Raw genomic sequence first — 20,541 nt, 5'->3', positions numbered from 1 at the left:
TTTTCCATGGCGCGCGCCGCGCTAAAATCCCCGTTTTCTGCCTAGTCTCGCGCCGTCCGCGCCTCTCATTCCCAGCGTGCAAAAGATCCTGATCGTCCGTGTGTCGTCGCTTGGCGACGTCGTTCACAACATGCCGGTCATCGCCGACATCCGCCGCCGCTATCCGGATGCGCAAATCGACTGGCTCGTCGAGGAAAGTTTCACGAGTCTCGTCGAACTGGTTCACGGCGTGCGCCGCGCGATTCCGTTTTCGCTCAGGCGCTGGCGCCGCGCGTTCGCATCGCCCGCCAACTGGCGCGAAATCGGCAAGTTCAGGCGCGAACTCGCCGCCGAGAAATACGATCTCGTGATCGACTGCCAGGGGCTTATCAAGACCGCGTGGGTCGCGAGCTGGGCGCGGGGGCCGCTCGTCGGGCTCGCGAACCGCACCGACGGTGCCGGCTTCGAATGGCCCGTGCGCTTCTTCTACGACCGCCGCGTGCCGATCGAGCCGCGCACGCATGTCGTCGAGCGCACGCGGCAACTCGTGGCGGCGGCGCTCGGCCTGCCGAAGCCGCAGATGACCGACGACATCGATTTCGGCATCGACACGCGCCGCGCGACGCTCGCCGTCTCCGCGCTCGGCCTGAATCTGCCGGTGCCTTACGTCGTGTTCGTGCACGCCACCTCGCGCGCCGACAAGCAATGGCCCGAGGCCGCCTGGATCGAGCTCGGGCAGGCGCTGGTGACGCGCGGCGCGTCGATCGTGCTGCCGTGGGGCAGCGACGCCGAGCGCGCGACAAGCGAAAAGCTCGCGAAGGAATTCGGCGCGGCGGCGATCGTGCCGCCGAAGCTCTCGCTGCCCGCCGTGGTTGGTTTGATCGACGGGGCGGCGGCGACCGTGGGCGTCGATACCGGTCTGGTGCATATTGCCGCGGCGCTGAAGCGGCCGACCGTCGAGTTGTACAATTTCTCGACCGCCTGGCGCACCGGCGGCTACTGGTCGCCGAAGGTCATCAATCTGGGCGACGCGAGCCGGCATCCGACACTCGCCGAAGTCAAAGCGGCGCTCGCGGGCTTCGGTCTGCTATAGCGCGTTCGTCGCGTTCAGCGCGGGCGGCGCCTCTCCCGGGCAATTCAAGGTCGAAGGTCGAAGTCACATGACGCAATCTCAAATCATCGAAGTCGTATCGGGCGACTGGCACGGCAAGAACCTGTCGGTGCCGCGCGAGACGCTGCTTGCCGGCGTCGAAAACGGCAAGGTGCTGTATTTCCCCAATCTGCGTTTTCCGGTCGACGGCGGCGAACTTGCGCTGCTCGATCCGCGCATTGCCGACCCGAAACGCAAGAACATCAGCCTCGCGCCCAACGGCGGCGCGCTGAACGGCGTGCTCGGCGATCCGGTGACGCAGTCGGCGGTGCGCTCGCTCATCAAGCGTTATCAGGACAATGCGCGCTCGCTCGTCGACGGGCTCTTCCCCGAATACGACGGCAAATTGCGCGTCGCGCCGACGAGTCTGCGGCTGCATCAGGTCGAAACGCGCGAAACCTCGTGGCGCAAGGACGACAGCCGCCTGCACGTCGATGCCTTCCCGTCGCGCCCGAACTACGGCGAGCGCATCCTGCGCGTGTTCACCAACGTGAATCCGCAAGGCTCGCCGCGCGTGTGGCGCGTGGGCGAACCGTTCGAGGACATGGCGAAGCGCTTTCTGCCCGGCATCAAGGCGCAGGCGCCCGGCTCGGCGTGGCTCATGAACCTGCTGCACATCACCAAATCGAAGCGCTCGGAATACGATCATCTGATGCTGCATCTGCATGACGCGATGAAAGCCGACCTCGATTATCAAAAGGCATCGCCGCAAGAAACAATGCCGTTCCCGCCCGGCTCGGTGTGGGTCTGCTTCTCCGATCAGACTTCGCATGCCGTGATGTCCGGCCAGTTCATGATGGAGCAGACGTTCTTCCTGCCCGTGCGCGCGATGTCCCGTCCCGAATGCGCGCCGCTCGGCATTCTCGAACGCCTGAAGGGCAGGGCGCTCGTTTGAGCGGCGCCGCTGCCCCGAGCGCATCGGCCGCCGTGCTGAGGGTCGTCTATCGCGCGCTCTGGTGGATCGTCGCGCCGCTCGCGGTGCTGCGGCTGTTCATCCGCTCGCGCAAGGAGCGCGGCTATCGCGAGCATATCGGCGAGCGCTTCGGCGGCATTCCGGCGCGAGGCGCAAGAAGCGCCGGCGATCTCGCGCCGCTCATCTGGGTGCATGCGGTGTCGGTCGGCGAGACGCGTGCCGCGCAGCCGCTGATCCTCGCGTTGCAGAAGGCGCATCCCGAAGCGCGCATCCTGCTCACGCACATGACGCCGAGCGGCCGCGCAACCGGCATCGAACTGTTCGGCGATCGCGTGCTGCGCGCGTATCTTCCCTACGATCTGCCGATTCTCGTGCGGCGTTTTCTGCGCGCGTGGCGGCCGTCGCTCGGCATCGTGATGGAGACGGAAGTCTGGCCGACGCTCATCGACGAATGCAAACGCGCCGATGTGCCGCTCGTGCTGACCAACGCGCGCATGTCGGCGCGCTCGTTCCGGCGGGCGGCGCGTTTCGGCCGCGCGGTGCGCGAAGTGTTCGGCGGCTTCACGCGCGTGCTCGCGCAGACGCCGTCCGACGCCGAGCGGCTGTCCGCGCTCGGCGCGCGCAACGTCGCGGTGCTCGGCAATCTGAAGTTCGACATGAGCGCGCCGCCCGAACTGGTCGCGCGCGGTCATGCGTGGCGCGCGGCGATCGGCGAGCGGCCCGTGTGGGTTGCGGCGAGCACGCGCGAAGGCGAGGAAACGCTGGTGCTGCGCGCGTTCGCCGCGCTCAACGTGCCCCATGCGTTGCTGATTCTGGTGCCGCGCCATCCGCAACGTTTCGATGAAGTGTCGGCGCTGATCGCAAGTCTCGGGCTGACGAGCGCGCGCCGCTCCGTCTGGGCGCCCAAGCCGGTTGCGGCGGGCTCGGGCGCGGACGTGCCGGAGCCGCTGCCGGCGAGCGTGCAGGTTCTGCTCGGCGATTCGATGGGCGAACTCGGCGCGTACTACGCGGCGGCGGATCTGGCGTTCATCGGCGGGAGCTTGTTGCCGCTCGGCGGGCAGAATCTGATCGAGGCGTGCGCGGCGGGCGTGCCGGTGCTGATCGGACCGCACACCTTCAATTTCACGCAGGCGACCAACGATGCGATCGCCGCCGGTGCCGCGCTGCGCGTGCAGGATCCGCAGGAACTGGCGCGCGGCCTGCGCGAAATCTTCACCGACAAGACCCGACGCCTTTCGATGAGCGCGGCGGCTTCGGCGTTCGCGGCGGCGCATCGCGGCGCGACGGCGCGCACCGTGAGCGTGCTGAGCGCCTTGCTGGAAGAAAGCGAAGCGGCGAAGCAGCCGTCCGCTTTGTCCGACTAGCGTTATCCGGCGAACGCTTCGGCTTCGAGCAACGCTGCCGCACAGCGCGCGAAGCGCTCGTTGCTCGCGGCGATGCCATATTCCCCCGCGCGTTCCAGCGCCCGCGCCGACATATGCTTGTGCAGCGATTCGTCGGTGAGCACGCGGCGCAACGCAATGGCGAGCTGATCGGCCGCGCCGACGTCGAACAGAATGCCGAAGCGGCCGTCGCCGAGAATTTCGCGCGGGCCGGTCGGACAGTCGCTTGCGATGACCGGCTTGCCGAGCGCGAGCGCTTCGAGCAGCACCATCGGCATACCTTCGTAGCGCGAACTCAGCACCTGCAGCCGTGCGCCCGCGACGAGCGCATGCGGATTGTTGCGATAGCCCGCGAAATGCACGCGCGCGGCGATGCCGAACTCCTTCGCGAGCGCTTCGAGTTCGCCGCGAAACGCGCCATCGCCGACGATCACGAGATGCTCCTCGATCTGCCCGACGCGCACGAGTTCGGCAAAGGCGCGCAACAGCGTGCGATGGTCCTTCTGAATTTCGTCGAGCCGCGCGACCGACACGATATAAGGCGCGTCGCATGGCGGCGTTTCCTGCGCGCTCGCGTTGTCCCGGATGCGGTCGATGTCGATGGCATTGGGCAGCACGAACAGACGCTTGAGCGCGTCGCCGAACATCTTGCGCGCTTCCTCGGCCATGTGTTCGTTGAGCGCCGCGACGCCGTCGTAGCGCGCGAACTGCGCGGTCAGACGCCGCTTCTTGCGCGCGCGATGGGCGAGGCGCGCATCGAAGCTGAAGTGATTCACGCCGAGCCACGCGGGGCCGAAGCGGCCTGCGAGACGGCGCAGCGACATGTCGTAATCGACGATCAGCGCGTGCCTGCGCGCGAGTTCCGCGACGCGCCGCTTCACATAGGGACGCACGGCGAGCGTGTTGAACACGTCGCGCGCGACGCGGCCGAGCTTGCTCAGTCGATTCACATAGCGGCGCGACTGGAAGTAATTGAGCCAGGCTTTGTCCGCGAGAATTTCGATCTCGACATCGTTCGGGATGAGCGCGCGAAAGCGGTTATGAAACGCGGGCGACGGATGCATGACCGAAAGCGTCACGACAAAGCGCGCGCGATCGAAGATGCGCAGCCACTGAATCAGCGACGATTCGATGCCGCCATCGCCGAAATCGACGATGTGAAAGAGAACGGGGATGCGATCGCCGTCACGCGGCGCCGAAGCGACGGGTGCGGTTCGCGGAAGTTGAGCGGCAGTGGACACCGTGCGGCGCGTCCGCTCGCGTGAAGCAAGCGGGCGCGGAAAAAATGTGAAGCTGCCATGCTACCGCATGCGTGTGGGGCGACGCAGAATGGGGGCGCGTCGGGACGTCGGGCAAGGTTCTGCTCACATATGAACATACGGTCAATTTCGCCGAGTGCCCGTGCGCCATGCCGATTGACGATGTGAAGCTGCCCGTTTCTGACGTTGCGCCCGACTTCCGACTTTGCGCTTAGGGCGGCGGTTCGTCATGGCCGAACGTACACAGACAGAAATGCCGCCCCGCGATGCATCGCCACGGAGCACCGAACAGAGCGGTTAGAGGTTCGCGTATCGCGGCAGCAAGTTAACCGTTTTGAAGTCTAGGCAACGGCACCATGCGTTTTGTTGCGGGGTCTTCTTGATCGGTCGAGCAGAGCCAGAAGTAAGTGGCATCGACTGCGTAGATGCTGGTTGCTTTGAACGTTTGTAGGGACATTCGAGCCGTGGGGTAGCGCGTTCCTGCTCTCATCAGTTCAACGTCGAGCGGGCCGTTAGGCCCCCATGCTTCCCAATAGCCCGTTTCCGGGCAAATCATGCCTGTGCATAGGCCCATGTAGCCGTATTTCTGCCGCTTGGCGTCGTTGCGCTGCTGGAGCTCTTCGGGCGTAAGATACCAACGCGATATTTTGAGTGCGCGAAAGTTCTGCGTGTTCTCTTCGGTCGAACCTATCTGTTCGGGAAGGCGTTTGTAGTTAAAACTCGCATAGACGTCGAATTCCGAATATTCCGGCAGGGGCAGACGGTAATTCAAACGCACGTCATCAAGATCACGCCCCAGATGCGGCGCATAAATATAATATTCCAAAGTCTCTTTAGGCACCCCGTCAAACAGTCCGCCGGCCTTTGTTCGATGAAGACCAAGTGCATCCTTTAGTTCGTCCCGGTCGATATTGACTCGAACATCGACATGCAGCGTGATTTCGAGTGTCCTACTATCTTCTTGCCTTGCACTCTCACGTTTCAGATTCCAATTGAAAAAAACACCTTAGTCCGGGTTGCTAAAGAGATACGCTTTTTCATCATCGTTAGGTATTTCGATTAGTTTAGGCTTACCATAGCGCGCCTCAACGTCTTCCAAGTTAATCTTTCTCGCGACCCATAGCGTCCCGAGCTTTGCAAGGGCGATCAATCGAGCACGACTTTCGGGCGACATGTTGTGTTGAATGATTCTATAGGTCAGCTTGTTATTCTCCACGTCGAACGGCTCCGCTTCCAGTGTTCCCCACGTTGGTGGCGGCGATGCTTGTGCGCAAGTGATAAGCGAATGCGTAAGCGCGGCTACACTGGTTATCAGACATATCGGCAGGTGCTTCGCCGGATATCCAATACTCTCCCGCATTTTCGCCGCAGTAGAACGCATCGTTTTCCCAAGGTTCCCCGTATAGCGGTCATTTTTAGTCCCATACACCATGCCTTCCACATCAATTTGCGTTCCTCCTGCTCCGACATTGCTTAAAACCTCTGTGGCTTGCTCAAGCGCTGCTTGATACTCTTCTGACAATTCCGCGTCTGTTGTCGCGATAGGGACTGGATACCATTTTGCCGTTCTTGACGCGTTAAATTCTACGAACCTATGCGCTGAACTTTTCAGGCGTTGCGTTGTTCGATGACTTGCTGGCTTATAAGTTGTAGCGAGGATGTAGCGATGCGTACTTATCTATTGATCGTCTTTTCGTGCGTGCTAAACGCCTGTACCTTGGTGAACATCGAAGACGATCACAACTCGGTCAGCGATACAGGCGGGCATGGCGGCGGCGTGCAACTGCCTGAGCGCACGACCGACACCAATCCTGTTCAACGTCTCATGCAACCGCAACACTAACCCGCAGCACTCAACAGAGCGGTTACGGGTCCACATATCGCGCTCGTAATCTAACCGTTTTGCGCTCTACGCAACGGCACCATGCGCGCTCCCGCTAAATCCTCCTGCTCTGTGGAGCAGAGCCAGAAGTAACGCGCATCAACCGCGTAAGGGCCGCCTGCTTTGACCGTTTGCAGGTTGTTACGGGCCGTGGGGTAGCGCTCGCCTGCTTTCATCAGCTCAACGTCGAGCGGGCCGTTAGCCCCCCATGCTTCCCAATAGCCCGTTTCCGGGCAAATCATGCCTGTGCATAGGCCCATATAGCCGTATTTCTGGCGCTTGGCGTCGTTGCGCTGCTGGAGTTCTTCGGGCGTAAGATAAGAGCGTTCTATTTCAAGCGAACGAAAATCGGCGGTGTTTTCAAACGTCGATCGTTCGGGCTTATCAAGAGCGCGCTGGTATTGTAGGTTGACGTAGACATCAAAAGGCAAGTCGTCCGGCAAGGGCAGGCGTAGATTGAGGCCCACCCTGTTAGGAAAAGCCGTCGGAAGAATAGGCCGATTAAAATAATTCAATACCTCTTTCCTAACCCCGTCAATCAATTCCCCTCTCTGTACGCGATGCAGGCCAAGATTTTGTTCAAACGTCTCACGCGGAATATTGGACGTAATCCAGTCTTCTACGTCCAATGAGAATCGCCTTGATATGTGATGTTTTTGAAGATCCCACTTCGTCTCAATGTCGAACGCGGCACCAAAGCCATCGAATCCATAGATATACGATTGCAGATCGCCTGGAAGAAGTGGAGCCTTCTTCCCTAGCTCATTCTGCACTTCGTCCATACTCATGGTTCCGGCGATCCACTTCAGGCCGATATTTGTTACGCGGAAAATCTGATCGCGCTGTTTATCGGTTAGATCGCGTTGCGCGGGCCGGCCGATTCTGGAGTTATCGGTCATCGTCTCAGGCTCCGTTAGCGGCAGCGCGGTTTCGCTCGCGACCGTTATGGGCGAGTGCATACTGGCGGCTGCACTGATTACCAACCAAGCCATCCGGCGCATGATCATGGCTCCAGTATTCCCCCGCGATTTCACCACAGAAGAAGGCGTCGTTTTCCCAAGGGCGCGAAGCGTAGCCTTCCCCACCAGCGTCTGCCACCATATCGTCAATATCAATTGAGGCTCCTCCTGCTCCAACGTCTTTAAGAATTTCTTTTGCCTGCTTATAGGCGCGGTTATATTCATCAGCGAGCGCCGAAGCATCCGGCGCGAAAGACGGATACCATGCGTTTCCTATGGTGCTAGCGTTCTGCCTCCATACGCTTAGGTTCCATACGTACATTCCTGCCGCCATTTGCTTTATACCAGCAAGACTTAGACTGTCGTTAGGGATGGGCTGATGGGCGGCGATAGCCGCAACTTTAGCCCCATCGTTTCGTTGCGTCACCACGCCGGGCCAGGCTGCGATGTTGGGAGTATCAGGAAACATCGTGGTCATCTGCTGCGCTACCGCATAAATCCAAAAATATTGTTGGCAGTGCCGCGTTTCATGAAAAATTGTATCGACAAAATCTCGTAAGTTTGACGTGACAAATGTCTCGCGCTGCCGTTGTTCTTTAATGTCGCACGATTGAAAAAGAACGCGCAACGCTTCCGTATTGATAGAAAGGCTCCAACTGTTGCCATCAAATGCTCCCTTTGCGCCGCCTATTAGTGCCGTGTCCGTCACGATGACGGCTGGTATAGCTTCGACAGGAAGGGCATATGTGCCCCCGTCCGAGGAAGTGAGCGCCATTGTTATGACCGGAGAAAGTCTCCGAGCAATGTTTCTGGCATTGTCTTTTCCGAGCGGAAACCGATCAATAGTAATTTCGGGTGTCCCCTTACCAAAATAGTTCGCACCCCATTTCACTTTCTCAATCAGCACGGTTGCAAGGTCGATTGTATATTGCTGCGCCACCGGGAACGCGAGTCGTTTCGGTTCTTTGCTGTCCTTCACGCTATAGCGCATTCCCCAGTTATACGGCTGGCACAGTGCATAGAAAATGTCACGGCCTGACGATGCAGGCGAGGTGTCGTTAAGTTGAAGATCGCGATTACCTACACGGCTCGTTTTCTTATCAGCGACGATGACCGGCGGCGTACCTTGATCGGCAGATTGCGTAAGCATCGCCGATAAGATCGCAGTAGGGTTGTCCGTGCCATCGTTATGCAGCACTTCCACTGTGGCGGGCTGCATTGTGTTGGCAAGTACTAATGCCATTTCCCCGGCGTCGTCGGTCTTGCCTTTGATAACCTGCCCGTCCTCCAGCGTAATGCGGTAGGGTTGATTCGCAATGCGCAGCCCTGAGCGGTTATCGACCAGCACGAACGACTCCGCGATCTTCGCGTCCTTAATATCCGTCATCGGCAGCTTGACCGGCTTCTCCTGTGGCGCGTCAGTCGCGTGACTTGCCGCATGAATCAGGAAGTCGCCGTTCGTAAAGCCGAGCACGCCTTGCGGACTGATTTCTAACAAAGTCCCGCCGCCGTGCAGGCGTATTCCCTTCGCGGCGGTCAGATTGAGCCAGCCGTCCTGGCTGATGATGTCGCCGTCTTTGTGCGAGATGATTTGCACGCTATCGCTCTGCGCCTCGATGCGAATTTTTCCCGCCGCCGCAGTGAGCGCGATTCCCGCCTTTTGCACGAACAACGCAATGGTGTTCGCCACACTCGCAAACATCGAGAGTGCCGCCGCGATGCTGACATTGCGCCCGCTCGTCACAGCAAGGTCTACGCCGCTCGCTACATGCGTGCTGCCGGCCGTCGTGCTCTGAATGCCCGCTGGACTCGATAGCGTCAAATGTGGCGCGGTGAACTCGGGGAACGTGTCAGCGTTGGCCTTTGCTGCGTTGTTCCCGCGTAGCTCGTCGTTCGCGGCCTTGATCGTCTTGGCCACGTCCGCCTGCTTGTCGAGCCCGGATTGCGCGCCGTGTCCCTGTGCGGTCCCGGCTAACGTTTCGTGGATATCGCGCGCTTGTGTGAGCCGCGCTACTGTCTCGCCCATGTCGAGCGCATGGCCTTGCGCCTTCGGGCGTGCCTCGGTCGTTATCAGCAGACCCTTAGCCGCGCGCGCCGCGCCGTGTCCGTCCGTTCTCAGTTCAAAGCCCGATCCTCGTGCCTCCTGTCTTCCCTTGTTACCATCGATGCGCGTGTTAAAGCCGAGACTCAAGCTCGACTTGTCGTGATCGCTCGCGAGTTGCGGCTGCATCCTCTCGAATGTGTCGTCGAAAGCAACGTGATTCGACGCAAAGCTATTGCCTAAACTCTGCGTTCGGGTGCCACTGATCGCGGCATTGCGGGGCAGTTCCCACGGCGGCAGATTCCACCGGTCAACGACGAACGCGGAGATATACGGCCGGTCAGGGTCGCCGTGTACGTGCGAGACGATCACCATTTGTCCGGCGCGTGCGGGCATAACCACGCCCATCTGACTGCCTTGCCATTGCGTGGCGACCCGGACCCAGATCGAAGTCGAGCCGTCAAAGTTCGCCTGACGGTCCCAGTCGTATTGAATCAGCGCGCGGTTCTTGTCATCGACCCACCATTCATAGTTTCCGTCCGTCTGGTGTTTCGGCGTGACGATGACGGCGTACTCATTGCCGACATGTGGCCGTGGCGTGACTTGCGGCAGGCGGTAGTACTCGGTCGCGGGCTGTAGCTCGAATGAGGTATCAACCTTGTAGGTGGGCCATTTCCCCGAAGACGTACCGACCTCGCTTATTTCGAGGTTGCAAGCGAGCACGATATATTCACGGTTCGCCGCCTCTTGCGGATAGTCCACCAGCTTGAACGTTCGACCCGGCTGAAGCCCGCGCAAATGCCCCTTGCCGTGTGCGCGCAGTCCCGTACAGCGGACCGCCTGAAGTTTCACCATCGCAAGATATTGTCCCTCTTCTCTCAGGCGCTGAATGCCCTTGAGCTGCTCATTCTCATCAATCGCGCTAGGCTGCGCAAATTCGGCGGGCGCGTAGATTTCGATGCGTTGGTGTCCGGTGCCGCTCGCGTCCACATACTCCTCACGCAGCGCAGCGCTACTCTTTTGCAAGCGCGGAGACATGTAGTCATGGTCATTGACGGTGACGTGGCCCGCTGTCGTGGTGTAGGTCACGGACAGTTCGCTGATGTGCTCCTCGTCGATGCGCGCGCCCGTGTGATAGCGCAGCGTTTCATAGGCAACACCATGAGGATGAAAGCCGCTGAGCGAGTCGGAAATCACCAGCGTATGCGAGCGCTTTTGATGCTCGAACCAGAAAAACAGGCCCCATTCTTCCATCAAGCGCAGCGCGAAATTCCAATCGCTTTCCCATGCCTGTCGAATGAAATCGCGCGCCGGATAGTAGCGTTTGCTGCTGTTCGAAGGTCCCCCGATACGCCACTCGATCAATCCGTAATCGCGCAGGAGTTCACTAAGCACCTCCGTTACCGAGACGCCCCTAAAAATGCGGGAATTTTGATTCTGCGAAGCACGCCAGACGGCGGGGCGCAACACGAATTCATAGAGGGGCGCGCGATCCTCGCGGCATAGGATTCTCGCCTCTCTGATGTTGCCGCTCAGGTAGCGGATGTCTGCGCCGATGTTTGCATAGCCCGTTTCGCCTTGCTGGCCGGGGCGAAATGTACCGATCCCATCGACTTGGATTTCTACCGAGCCCTCTTTGTTGAGGAGCTTTCCCAAATCGATCTGTGCTGCATTGGCGGGATTGAGCAAAAGGTCAATGTCTTCGACTTCGGCAAGAACGGAATATTCGAAGAGTTCCCCAACCGCTTCGCGTCCCTGAATGCTGCGAACCGTGAGCAACTGCTCACGGTATTCCTTGCCTTTGTGTCCACGGCTGACCAGTTCGGGCAACGCGTCACAGGCAAACGTGATAGTGCGACTCTTTGCGTTCCAAGCCATACGTTCACGCCTCGCTTCCGATTATGCGTGCGCCGCATGCGGTCATATCGCCGATGCTCGCGACTTTCACGCCTCGATGCTTGCGCGCAGAAGTGGCGATGATGGGATAGGTCCCGCCGCATTTGGGGCATTCGGTCAAATGCTTGTCGAGCGCGACCGCGACGCCCCTGTGCGAGAGGTCGGAAGCGGCTTCGATGATCGTGCCGCCGTGGTCTGTCTTGTCGCCCAGGCGTGCGACGTCACGCCCGGAAAGGTTGTCTCTCATCGTTGAGATCTCGAAGGAAAAGAATCAGCGAGGAATGGCGAGCAACGTTCGTGCGGGCAAGTCGGGGGCATCCAGCTATGCGCCCGCTTGTGAACGGTCGTTCCTGCAAGTGGATCGAAGGGCGGAAACGTAAGCTGGTTTCATTTCAGGATGAATCGGGGAAAACCTTTAGGCCAAAACGTCTGACCGGCGGCAATAAGAAATATAGGAATACTGAATAGAACCAGGAAAACGCGTCGTACGCATGACTCCGGCGCGTGGTGCGCTTGAGCAGGTTTGTCAGCCGGTAGCAAGGAAGTAAGGACCCTTGACGCCCACGCAATGAGGGCTCGCGTTTGACGCCGAGCGCCTCTTGACCAGAGGCGCTCGGTGTTAGTTCGTTTATGAGCGGGACATGGCGGGGGAGTCGCAAGGCTCGCCGGTACGGTTCTATCGTGCCCGGTCTTCCAATCCTGCCGTGAGGGGCGGCTCCGGGCTTGTCACACAGGAGCTAGACCAGCAACCCCTTCCTCTCGATAAACGAAATCACCTTCTCCAGCCCATCGAGTGCCTTCAGATTGCACATAACGAACGGCCGTTCGCCGCGCATTTTTTGGGCGTCGCTTGCCATGACGTCGAGATTCGCACCGACGTAAGGCGCGAGATCCGTCTTGTTGATCACGAGCAAATCCGATTTCGTGATGCCCGGTCCGCCCTTGCGCGGAATTTTCTCGCCGCCCGCGACATCGATCACGTAGATCGTCAGATCGGACAACTCGGGGCTGAACGTGGCCGCGAGATTGTCGCCGCCCGATTCGATGAACACGATATCCGCGTCCGGAAACTTCGACACCATGCGGTCGACGGCTTCCAGATTGATCGATGCATCCTCGCGAATCGCCGTGTGCGGGCAGCCGCCCGTCTCGACGCCCATGATGCGCTCGGCCGGCAGCGCGCCCGCCACGGTGAGAAGCCGCTGATCTTCCTTCGTGTAGATGTCGTTGGTGATGGCGACGAGATCGTATTGCTCGCGCATCGCCTTGCAGAGCATTTCGAGCAGCGTGGTCTTGCCGGAGCCGACCGGCCCGCCCACGCCGACGCGCAACGGCGGCAGTTTCTTGGTTCGGCGGGCGGCGGCGGAATAAGCGGGAGCGTTCATGGTCTGTCAGTGAGTGTGATTCAGGAGCGAAACAGCCGCGAATACTGCGACTCGTGCCGCGCCGACAAAATGCCGAGCTGCGGCGCGAACGTGTTGATCCGTTCAGGCGATGTATCGAGCGCGCGGCGCACGGCGGCATGGATCGGCTCGCGCAACGCGACGATAATGCGCTGCCCCGCGAGCTGTCCGAGCGGCACGGCTTTCAGCGCGGCAGCCGCCTGATTCTCGACCCACGCGAACGCATAGGCCGCGAGCACCGCTTCCGGCGCGGCGTCGTGCGCGAAGGCGGCGAAGGCGAAGGCGGTCGGCTGCGCGATGGGTTTGAGCGCGGCGAGCGTCGCGCGGCGCGATGCGTCGCCCCATTCGAGCGACGCGCACAACTGCGCGAGCGACCAGCCCATCTGCTCGGTCTCGCGGCGCAGTTCCGCCGATTCGCGGCTTGCGAGGTAAGCGTCGTTGGCGCTGCGCAAAGCGGCTTCATCGTGCAGACGCCAATGTTCGAGCTGATGCGCGAGCATCGGCAACTCGCCGCGCGCGAGCACATCGACGAGACCGCTTGCGATCCAGTCGCGCGCGCTGTCGCCGTCGTGGATCAGGCCGTGCTCGATCGCCGCTTCGAGGCCTTGCGAATAGCTGAACGCGCCGATCGGCAGCGCCGGCGACGCGAGATGCAACAGCGCCGTGAGTTCAGCGATGTGCATGGCCGTGGTGATGATGATCGTGGCCGCATGACGAGTGATCGTGATCGTGCGGATGATCGTGCCCGTGATGCTCGTCGAAGACCTTCTGCGCGAGCGCATAGTCTTCGCTGAAGGTTTCGTCGTGACCGTGCTTGTGGCCGCCGCCGTATGCGCCCGTTTCCGGCTGGAACGGCTGCGATTCGCGCGCGACCAGCACGCCCAGGCGCTTCAGCATGTCTTCGAGCACCGGATCGGCTTCGAGCTTCAGATAGTCCGCGCCGACTTCCACCGGCGTATGGCGATTGCCGAGGTGATACGCGGCGCGCGTGAGCATGCGCACGCTCGGCGCGCGCACGATGAGCACGTCTTCCGCCGCCGCGACGACGCGCACGAAGCCGCCGTCATCGGCGACGAGCATATCGCCGTCCGCGAGCACGGTGCCGCGCGGCATCACGAGGGCCACTTCTTCGCCGTTGTCGAGCGTGGCGGCGAGGCGGCTCTTGCAGCGTGCGTCGAAGGCGAGCGTGAGCGTCGGCGCGCGCTTGACGAGCACGGGAGCGAGTTTGGCGGTGAGACGTTTGTCGATGGTGCGCATAAGGTTCTAAAACAGAAAGTAGCGTTGCGCCATCGGCAGCACGGTGGCGGGATCGCAGGTGAGCAATTGGCCATCGGCGATCACCTGATAAGTCTGCGGATCGACGCTGATGGACGGCTGCCACGCATTGTGAATCATGTCGGCCTTCGTCACATTGCGGCAGTTCTTCACCGCGACGACCTGTTTCTTCAGTTCATAGCGATCCGCAATGCGCGACTCCGCCGCCAGTTGCGACACGAATGTGAGCGACGTCTTGCCGAGCGCACCGCCGCGCGTAGCGAACATCTCGCGATAATGCACCGGCTGCGGCGTTGGAATCGACGCGTTCGGGTCGCCCATCTGCGCCACCGCGATCATGCCGCCCTTGACGATCATCGCGGGCTTCACGCCGAAGAACGCCGGCTCCCAGAACACGAGATCGGCCCACTTGCCCGGCTCGATCGAACCGACTTCATGCGCGATGCCGTGCGTGATCGCCGGGTTGATCGTGTACTTCGCGACATAGCGTTTCGCGCGAAAGTTGTCGTTGCGCGCGTTGTCTTCGGCGAGCGCGCCGCGCTGCACCTTCATCTTGTGCGCGGTCTGCCACGTGCGGATGATCACTTCGCCGACGCGGCCCATCGCCTGCGAATCGGACGAGAGCATCGACAATGCGCCGAGATCGTGCAGGATGTCCTCGGCCGCAATGGTCTCGCGGCGAATGCGCGATTCCGCGAACGCAATGTCTTCCGCGATCGACGGATCGAGGTGATGGCACACCATCAGCATGTCGAGATGCTCGTCGAGCGTGTTGACGGTGTAGGGTCGCGTCGGATTGGTGGACGAGGGCAGCACGTTCGATTCGCCCGCGACCTTGATGATGTCCGGCGCGTGTCCGCCGCCCGCGCCTTCGGTGTGATACGTGTGAATCGTGCGGCCCTTGAACGCGGCGATAGTCGTCTCGACGAAACCCGCTTCGTTCAGCGTGTCCGTGTGGATGGCGACTTGCGTGTCGGTGTCGTCGGCGACCGAGAGACAGTTGTCGATTGCGGCGGGCGTCGTGCCCCAGTCCTCGTGCAGCTTCAAACCGATTGCGCCGGCCTTCACCTGTTCGATGAGCGGCGCCGGCAAGCTCGCATTGCCCTTGCCGAGAAAGCCGAGATTGACGGGCCAGCCGTCGGCGGCCTGCAGCATGCGCTCCATGTGCCACGGCCCCGGCGTGCAGGTGGTCGCGTTCGTGCCGGTCGCGGGGCCGGTGCCGCCGCCGAGCATCGTCGTGACGCCGCTCGAGATGGCTTCATCGATCTGTTGCGGGCTGATGAAGTGGATGTGCGAATCCACACCGCCCGCCGTCACGATCATGCCTTCGCCCGCGATCACTTCCGTGGCCGCGCCGATGGCGATGTTCACGTTCGGCTGAATGTCCGGGTTGCCTGCCTTGCCGATTGCGAAGATGCGTCCACCCTTGATGCCGATGTCCGCCTTCACGATGCCCCAGTGATCGAGGATCAGCGCGTTGGTCACCACAGTGTCGACCACGTCGGCGGATGCGCGTTGCGACTGGCCCATGCCGTCGCGAATGACCTTGCCGCCGCCGAACTTCACTTCTTCGCCGTAGGTGGTGAAGTCGCGCTCGACTTCGATGATGAGTTCGGTGTCGGCGAGGCGCACGCGGTCGCCGGTGGTCGGGCCGAACATTTCCGCATAAGCGCGGCGGCCGATGCGTAGCGTCATGTTGAAATCCTGTTCAGAGTAGGCTTTAGAGTGGACCCATTACGAGGCCGTTGAAGCCATAGACATGACGGTCGCCCGCGAGCGCAACGAGTTCGACCGTGCGTTCCTGGCCCGGCTCGAAGCGCACGGCCGTGCCCGCCGCGATGTTCAGGCGAAAGCCGCGTGCACGCTCGCGCTCGAACTTGAGCGCCGCGTTGACTTCGTAGAAGTGGAAATGCGAGCCGACCTGCACGGGCCTGTCGCCGTGATTCGCGACGACGACCGTCACGGTGTCGCGGCCCACGTTGAGTTCGAGCTCGCCGTCGTCGATGAAGTATTCGCCGGGGATCATGGTCTCAAAGGTCTCAAGGAATCGGATGATGAACCGTCACGAGCTTCGTGCCGTCGGGGAAGGTCGCTTCAATTTGGATGTCGGGGATCATCTCGGGCACGCCTTCCATGACGTCGTCGCGCGTGAGGATGGTCGTGCCGTAATGCATGACTTCGGCGACGGTCTTGCCGTCGCGCGCGGCTTCCATCAATGCGGCCGAAATGAAAGCGACGGCTTCCGGATAATTGAGCTTCAGGCCGCGCGCGCGGCGGCGTTCGGCGAGCAAGGCTGCGGTGAAGATCAGCAGCTTGTCCTTTTCGCGAGGCGTGAGTTTCATGGGCTCTTTCGTTTTAGACGCAGGACTTCGGGCGTTGCAATGCTAGCATCGGAAAGCCTGTTCCGAAGGGCTTTCGATGCACCTTGCAGCGCAATCCCGCTTACTGGATAAAGCGCTGCAATTCGACGGTCGATGGCCGCTCGAAGATCGCATCGGGCGCACCCGACTCCCACACGCGTCCCTGATGCATGAACACGACCTTGTCGCTCACGCGGCGCGCGAAGCGCATCTCGTGCGTGACCATGATGAGCGTCATGCCCTCGCGCGCGAGATCCTCGACGACAGCCAGCACTTCGCCGACGAGTTCGGGATCGAGCGCCGAGGTGATTTCATCGCACAGCAGCACGGTCGGCTTCATGGCCAGCGCTCGTGCAATTGCGACACGCTGTTGCTGGCCGCCGGAGAGCTGATCGGGATATGCATCGAACTTGTCGCCGAGACCCACGCGTTCGAGCACCGAATGCGCGGTCGCGCGCGCCTTCGCCTTGTGGATCTTCCTGACGACCGTCTGCGCGAGCATCACGTTCTGCCCTGCGGTGAGATGCGGAAAGAGGTTGTATTGCTGGAACACCATGCCGACCTTCAGACGCAGCGCGCGCAGATCGGCGCGGCGTGCATCGATATGCTCGCCGTCGATTTCGATCGAGCCTTCGTCGATGCTCTCCAGTCCGTTCAGCGTGCGCAACAGCGTGCTCTTGCCCGAGCCGCTGCGCCCGATGATCGCGACGACCTGTCCGCGCTCGACGGCGAAGTCGATTCCCTTGAGCACCTGATTCGCGCCGAACTGCTTCTGTAGATTGCGGGTTTCAACGAGCGGCATGCCATTTCCTTTCGAGCGTGCGTGCATAGCGCGTGAGCGGATAACACAGCACGAAATAAATCACGGCGACGAGTCCGTACACGAGGAACGGCCTGAACGTCGCATTCGAAATCATCGTGCCGGCTTTGGTGAGTTCGGTGAAGCCGATGATCGACACGAGCGCCGTATCCTTCACCGCCTGCACGGCGAAGCCGACCGTCGGACCGACCGCGATGCGTGTCGCTTGCGGCAGGATCACGTGGCGAAGCTGCTCGAAGTAGCTCATCGCAAGACTCGACGATGCTTCCCACTGTCCCCGGGGCACCGCTTCGACCGCGCCGCGCCAGATCTCCGCGAGATAGGCGCTCGTGAACAGCGTGAGTCCGACGGTCGCCGCGAGCCACGGCGATACTTCGATGCCGAGCAAGGGCAGGCCGAAGAACACGAGGAAAAGCTGCATCAGCAGAGGCGTGCCCTGAAACACCTGAATGTAGCCCTTGACGAGCATGCGCAGCACTTGCGACTTCGACACGCGCATGACGAGCAGCGCCAGCGCGACGACGCCGCCCAGCACGAACGACACGATCGACAGCAGCACGGTCCAGCGCGCGGCGAGCAACAGGTTCTCGAAGATCTGCGCGAGCGTGAATTCGATCATCGCGCGGAACTCCGGTGGTTCATCAAAAAGCGCTTGCCCGCTGCATTCAGCGCGGTGCGCAGGACGAGCGCCATCACGAGATACGCGGCCGTGATGAAGAAACACGTCTCGAACGCGCGGAAATTGCGCGACTGGATGTAGCTCGCCGCATAAGTCAGATCGGGCACGGAGATTTGCGATACGACCGCCGAGCCGAGCATCGTGATGACGATCTGGCTCGTCAGCGCGGGAAACACTTTCGCGAGCGCCTGCGGCAGCACCACGTGGCGAAACGTCTCGCCGCGCGACATCGCGAGCGAAGAGGCCGCTTCGTGATGGCCCTTCGGCACTGCGGCGACGCCCGAGCGGATGATCTCGATCGAATAGGCGCCGAGGTTGAGCGTCATCGCGAGAATCGCTGCCACGTATTCGCTCAGGTGGATGCCGAGCGCGGGCAGCCCGAAGAAAACGAAGAACAACTGCACGATGAACGGCGTGTTGCGGATCGCCTCGACATAGCCGCCGACGACCGCGCGCACCGACGCGTGCCGGCTGTCGCGGCCGGCGGCGCCGAGCACGCCGAGCGATACGCCCAGCGCCGTCGAAACGGCAGTGAGCGCGAGCGTCGTCGCGGCGCCGCTTGCGAACATGCCCGCGTATTGCGCGAGATCGCCGAATTGGAGTTGATAGGCCATACGGATGCGGCGCCGTCGATCAGAGGCTGGCGGGCAGCGGCTGGCCGAACCACTTCTTCGACATCGTGTTGAGCGTGCCGTCCTTTTTCGCCTGCGCGATGGCGTCGTCGACCTTGGCGACGAGGCGCGGCTCGCTCTTGTTCATGCCGACATAGCACGGCGAATCCTTGATGATGAACTTCGCCTCGGGACGGCGCGGCGGGTTCTTCGCGAGAATCGCCGCCGCGACGATGTTACCCGCCGCGATGAGTTGCACCTGTCCCGACAGGAATGCCGAGATGGTCGCGTTGTTGTCCTCGAAGCGCTTGATGGTCGCGTTCGGCGCCATCTGCGAGAGCGCAATTTCTTCGAGCGCGCCGCGCGTCGCGCCGACGGTCTTGCCGGTGAGATCGGCGGGACCGCTCACCTTGATGTCGGCGGGGCCGAACACGCCTTGAAAATAGGGCGCGTAAGCAGTCGAGAAATTGAGCACTTTCTCGCGCTCGGGCGTTTTGCCGAGCGACGAGATCACGAGATCGACCTTGTTGGTCGTGAGATAGGGAATGCGGTTCGCGCTGTTGACGGGCACGAGTTCGAGCTTCACGTTCAGCGACTTCGCGAGCAGCGCGGCCATGTCGACGTCGTAGCCTTGCGGCTTCATGTCCGCGCCGACGAAGCCGAACGGCGGATAGTCTTCGGGCACGGCCACGCGCAGCGTGCCGTTCTTCGCGATGGTGTCGAGCGCATCGGCGTGTGCGGCGAATGGTGAGAGCGCGAGAAGCGGTGCGGTGAAAAGAGCGGCGAGCGTCGTGCGGCGAGCGCGTGAAAGCTTGATGTGCATCGGTGATCCTTCGTTCTAGATGTGTGGTGTTCTCAAGGATCGGTTAAGCGAGAGTCGTGCCATAGCGCGCTCGGCCCTATGCGTGCAGGGACTACGCCCTTGTTGTTTCGCACTTGCACAACCAGGGGGCATTGACATGTCCGCTTGTGGTGCGCTCGGCCGGTGTCCGATGCGCGCTTGCCTGAAGCTTCCAGCATGATTACTGTCGATGACGAAGCGTGTCTTCCCGCCTGACCGGCATTTGTCACTTTCAGTCATGCACAAAGGTCCTTGCGACCCGATGACGCATGCCTCTGGCAGAATGCGCCACGTATTAAGCGCGCGCTGCATTCGACCTCGTCGATGGCCGCATACCGCGTCATTCAACGCATCGCTCCTCGTCTCGCGAGGCTAGTGTTTGCTTTCCAGCGAAGCCTTGAGTTTGGTCATTTATGTCTGTCGATAAAACGCTTCGGAAGCCATCGTCCGGCTCCGGAGTCACGCTTCAACAGCGAGCGTCCGCCTCGCCGTTTTCCGGTTCGCCTAATCTCATGCGCCGGTTGATCGTCGGTGGCGTTGTGTCATCAGTGACGCTCGTTCCATTGGTCAGCTTCATTCGTCCGGCATTCGCGGCCCCGGTCCCGAACGCCGATGTCGACGCTAACGCGCGCCGCGTTTTCAGCGATGTCTCGCGTTACCTCACGGGTCAGGCCGTACTGGACGAGACGCAATCGTCCCGTCTGCTGCAAGCACTGACCGACGACGACGCCAGCTTCAACGACGCATGCCGGCAACTGGCCGCCTATCTCACGGCCAACAAGCCGGACCCGCTGCATCTGCAAGCGGAACTGGACGCGGCCAAGCTTGCGTTTGCCGCCTTGCCGCGCCGTATCGTGACGGCCTGGTATGTCGGTGTCGTGGGCGACGGCAGCCATGCCCGCGCCCTGACTTACTCCACGAGTCTCATGTACCGCACGGTCGAAGATCGCCTGCGCCCGCCGAGCTATGCGTATGGCGGCTATGGAAGCTGGCGTGTGGACCCGCGCAGCGTGCGGCTCGCGCCGCTCGTGGCCACTGCCTCCGCGCGTGCTTAGTTAGCCCTGCAATCAGCCGGGATCATCGACTCCACA

20 protein-coding genes are annotated in these 20,541 nt (G+C 61.4%); 4 read left to right on the top strand and 16 right to left on the bottom strand.

The annotated features are described in order from the left end of the window. Nucleotides 1–76 precede the first annotated feature (76 nt). The 3 genes from waaC to waaA all read left to right on the top strand — a co-directional run bounded on the left by waaC (nucleotide 77) and on the right by waaA (nucleotide 3,406). Nucleotides 77–1,072 (top strand): lipopolysaccharide heptosyltransferase I, encoded by a 996-nt coding sequence (gene waaC, locus BRPE64_RS10300; RefSeq protein ID WP_016346041.1) that lies wholly within the window; start codon nucleotides 77–79, stop codon nucleotides 1,070–1,072. 67 nt (nucleotides 1,073–1,139) lie between these two features. Beyond that, on the top strand, nucleotides 1,140–2,024 hold the full coding sequence (locus BRPE64_RS10295) for a Kdo hydroxylase family protein (RefSeq protein WP_016346040.1): 885 nt from the start codon (nucleotides 1,140–1,142) through the stop codon (nucleotides 2,022–2,024). 32 nt (nucleotides 2,025–2,056) lie between these two features. Beyond that, nucleotides 2,057–3,406, top strand: a complete 1,350-nt coding sequence (gene waaA / locus BRPE64_RS10290) for a lipid IV(A) 3-deoxy-D-manno-octulosonic acid transferase (RefSeq protein ID WP_044042130.1) — start codon at nucleotides 2,057–2,059, stop codon at nucleotides 3,404–3,406. Nucleotides 3,407–3,408: 2 nt separating this feature from the next. Here the strand turns inward: waaA and BRPE64_RS10285 are convergent, their stop codons facing one another. The 16 genes from BRPE64_RS10285 to BRPE64_RS10210 form a co-directional block, all read right to left on the bottom strand. Next, complete coding sequence (locus BRPE64_RS10285) at nucleotides 3,409–4,665, bottom strand: glycosyltransferase (RefSeq protein ID WP_016346038.1); 1,257 nt, start codon at nucleotides 4,663–4,665, stop codon at nucleotides 3,409–3,411. Between the two features lie 343 nt (nucleotides 4,666–5,008). Beyond that, complete coding sequence (locus tag BRPE64_RS33675; protein WP_044041488.1) at nucleotides 5,009–5,524, bottom strand: hypothetical protein; 516 nt, start codon at nucleotides 5,522–5,524, stop codon at nucleotides 5,009–5,011. Between the two features lie 165 nt (nucleotides 5,525–5,689). Then, nucleotides 5,690–6,205, bottom strand: a complete 516-nt coding sequence (locus BRPE64_RS33670; protein WP_232519176.1) for a hypothetical protein — start codon at nucleotides 6,203–6,205, stop codon at nucleotides 5,690–5,692. 371 nt (nucleotides 6,206–6,576) lie between these two features. Next, nucleotides 6,577–7,464 (bottom strand): hypothetical protein, encoded by an 888-nt coding sequence (locus tag BRPE64_RS10270; RefSeq protein ID WP_016346035.1) that lies wholly within the window; start codon nucleotides 7,462–7,464, stop codon nucleotides 6,577–6,579. Nucleotides 7,465–7,468: 4 nt separating this feature from the next. Next, nucleotides 7,469–11,443 (bottom strand): type VI secretion system Vgr family protein, encoded by a 3,975-nt coding sequence (locus BRPE64_RS31880; protein ID WP_016346034.1) that lies wholly within the window; start codon nucleotides 11,441–11,443, stop codon nucleotides 7,469–7,471. Nucleotides 11,444–11,447: 4 nt separating this feature from the next. Continuing rightward, nucleotides 11,448–11,708 (bottom strand): PAAR domain-containing protein, encoded by a 261-nt coding sequence (locus tag BRPE64_RS10260; protein WP_016346033.1) that lies wholly within the window; start codon nucleotides 11,706–11,708, stop codon nucleotides 11,448–11,450. Between the two features lie 490 nt (nucleotides 11,709–12,198). Then, nucleotides 12,199–12,846: an urease accessory protein UreG gene (gene ureG / locus BRPE64_RS10255; protein ID WP_016346032.1), complete on the bottom strand. Its 648-nt coding sequence runs from the start codon at nucleotides 12,844–12,846 to the stop codon at nucleotides 12,199–12,201. Between the two features lie 20 nt (nucleotides 12,847–12,866). Then, on the bottom strand, nucleotides 12,867–13,547 hold the full coding sequence (locus BRPE64_RS10250) for an urease accessory protein UreF (RefSeq protein WP_016346031.1): 681 nt from the start codon (nucleotides 13,545–13,547) through the stop codon (nucleotides 12,867–12,869). After that, nucleotides 13,534–14,121, bottom strand: a complete 588-nt coding sequence (ureE, locus tag BRPE64_RS10245) for an urease accessory protein UreE (RefSeq protein WP_016346030.1) — start codon at nucleotides 14,119–14,121, stop codon at nucleotides 13,534–13,536. Before ureE ends, BRPE64_RS10250 begins: the two co-directional genes overlap by 14 nt. Before the next feature lie 6 nt (nucleotides 14,122–14,127). Further along, nucleotides 14,128–15,834, bottom strand: coding sequence for an urease subunit alpha (ureC, locus tag BRPE64_RS10240; protein ID WP_016346029.1), 1,707 nt, complete (start codon nucleotides 15,832–15,834; stop codon nucleotides 14,128–14,130). 25 nt (nucleotides 15,835–15,859) lie between these two features. Continuing rightward, on the bottom strand, nucleotides 15,860–16,165 hold the full coding sequence (locus BRPE64_RS10235) for an urease subunit beta (RefSeq protein ID WP_016346028.1): 306 nt from the start codon (nucleotides 16,163–16,165) through the stop codon (nucleotides 15,860–15,862). A gap of 13 nt (nucleotides 16,166–16,178) precedes the next feature. Then, a complete protein-coding gene (gene ureA, locus BRPE64_RS10230) occupies nucleotides 16,179–16,481 on the bottom strand; it encodes an urease subunit gamma (protein WP_016346027.1) in 303 nt (100 codons plus the stop codon). A 100-nt stretch (nucleotides 16,482–16,581) separates the two neighbouring features. After that, a complete protein-coding gene (locus BRPE64_RS10225) occupies nucleotides 16,582–17,301 on the bottom strand; it encodes an amino acid ABC transporter ATP-binding protein (protein ID WP_016346026.1) in 720 nt (239 codons plus the stop codon). After that, entirely contained in the window at nucleotides 17,288–17,938 is a 651-nt protein-coding gene (locus tag BRPE64_RS10220) for an amino acid ABC transporter permease (RefSeq protein ID WP_016346025.1), read from the bottom strand. The genes BRPE64_RS10225 and BRPE64_RS10220 overlap by 14 nt, the downstream gene beginning before the upstream one ends. Continuing rightward, the gene (locus BRPE64_RS10215) at nucleotides 17,935–18,612 is read right to left on the bottom strand and encodes an amino acid ABC transporter permease (protein WP_016346024.1); all 678 of its coding nucleotides are present in this window, start codon (nucleotides 18,610–18,612) and stop codon (nucleotides 17,935–17,937) included. Before BRPE64_RS10215 ends, BRPE64_RS10220 begins: the two co-directional genes overlap by 4 nt. Nucleotides 18,613–18,631: 19 nt before the next feature. After that, on the bottom strand, nucleotides 18,632–19,432 hold the full coding sequence (locus BRPE64_RS10210) for a transporter substrate-binding domain-containing protein (protein ID WP_016346023.1): 801 nt from the start codon (nucleotides 19,430–19,432) through the stop codon (nucleotides 18,632–18,634). Nucleotides 19,433–19,863: 431 nt separating this feature from the next. Between BRPE64_RS10210 and BRPE64_RS10205 the strand changes: the two genes are divergently transcribed. Next, nucleotides 19,864–20,505: a sugar dehydrogenase complex small subunit gene (locus tag BRPE64_RS10205; protein WP_084675733.1), complete on the top strand. Its 642-nt coding sequence runs from the start codon at nucleotides 19,864–19,866 to the stop codon at nucleotides 20,503–20,505. The last annotated feature ends 36 nt before the right edge of the window (nucleotides 20,506–20,541 follow it).

It is taken from the genome of Caballeronia insecticola (assembly GCF_000402035.1).
Classification (GTDB): domain Bacteria; phylum Pseudomonadota; class Gammaproteobacteria; order Burkholderiales; family Burkholderiaceae; genus Caballeronia; species Caballeronia insecticola.
The sequence above is the reverse complement of the archived record's forward strand: the minus strand, read 5'-3'. Positions and strand labels throughout refer to the sequence as shown.

Excerpts from the sequence above, each read along its gene's own strand:
- BRPE64_RS10235 (WP_016346028.1), bottom strand. The coding sequence starts at position 16,165 with ATGATCCCCGGCGAATACTTCATCGACGACGGCGAGCTCGAACTCAAC.
- BRPE64_RS10215 (WP_016346024.1), bottom strand. The coding sequence starts at position 18,612 with ATGGCCTATCAACTCCAATTCGGCGATCTCGCGCAATACGCGGGCATG.
- BRPE64_RS10295 (WP_016346040.1), top strand. The coding sequence starts at position 1,140 with ATGACGCAATCTCAAATCATCGAAGTCGTATCGGGCGACTGGCACGGC.
- BRPE64_RS10260 (WP_016346033.1), bottom strand. The coding sequence starts at position 11,708 with ATGAGAGACAACCTTTCCGGGCGTGACGTCGCACGCCTGGGCGACAAG.
- ureE (WP_016346030.1), bottom strand. The coding sequence starts at position 14,121 with ATGCGCACCATCGACAAACGTCTCACCGCCAAACTCGCTCCCGTGCTC.
- BRPE64_RS10205 (WP_084675733.1), top strand. The coding sequence starts at position 19,864 with ATGTCTGTCGATAAAACGCTTCGGAAGCCATCGTCCGGCTCCGGAGTC.
- BRPE64_RS10270 (WP_016346035.1), bottom strand. The coding sequence starts at position 7,464 with ATGACCGATAACTCCAGAATCGGCCGGCCCGCGCAACGCGATCTAACC.
- BRPE64_RS10225 (WP_016346026.1), bottom strand. The coding sequence starts at position 17,301 with ATGCCGCTCGTTGAAACCCGCAATCTACAGAAGCAGTTCGGCGCGAAT.
- ureG (WP_016346032.1), bottom strand. The coding sequence starts at position 12,846 with ATGAACGCTCCCGCTTATTCCGCCGCCGCCCGCCGAACCAAGAAACTG.
- BRPE64_RS31880 (WP_016346034.1), bottom strand. The coding sequence starts at position 11,443 with ATGGCTTGGAACGCAAAGAGTCGCACTATCACGTTTGCCTGTGACGCG.
- ureA (WP_016346027.1), bottom strand. The coding sequence starts at position 16,481 with ATGAAACTCACGCCTCGCGAAAAGGACAAGCTGCTGATCTTCACCGCA.
- BRPE64_RS10210 (WP_016346023.1), bottom strand. The coding sequence starts at position 19,432 with ATGCACATCAAGCTTTCACGCGCTCGCCGCACGACGCTCGCCGCTCTT.
- BRPE64_RS10220 (WP_016346025.1), bottom strand. The coding sequence starts at position 17,938 with ATGATCGAATTCACGCTCGCGCAGATCTTCGAGAACCTGTTGCTCGCC.
- ureC (WP_016346029.1), bottom strand. The coding sequence starts at position 15,834 with ATGACGCTACGCATCGGCCGCCGCGCTTATGCGGAAATGTTCGGCCCG.
- BRPE64_RS10250 (WP_016346031.1), bottom strand. The coding sequence starts at position 13,547 with ATGCACATCGCTGAACTCACGGCGCTGTTGCATCTCGCGTCGCCGGCG.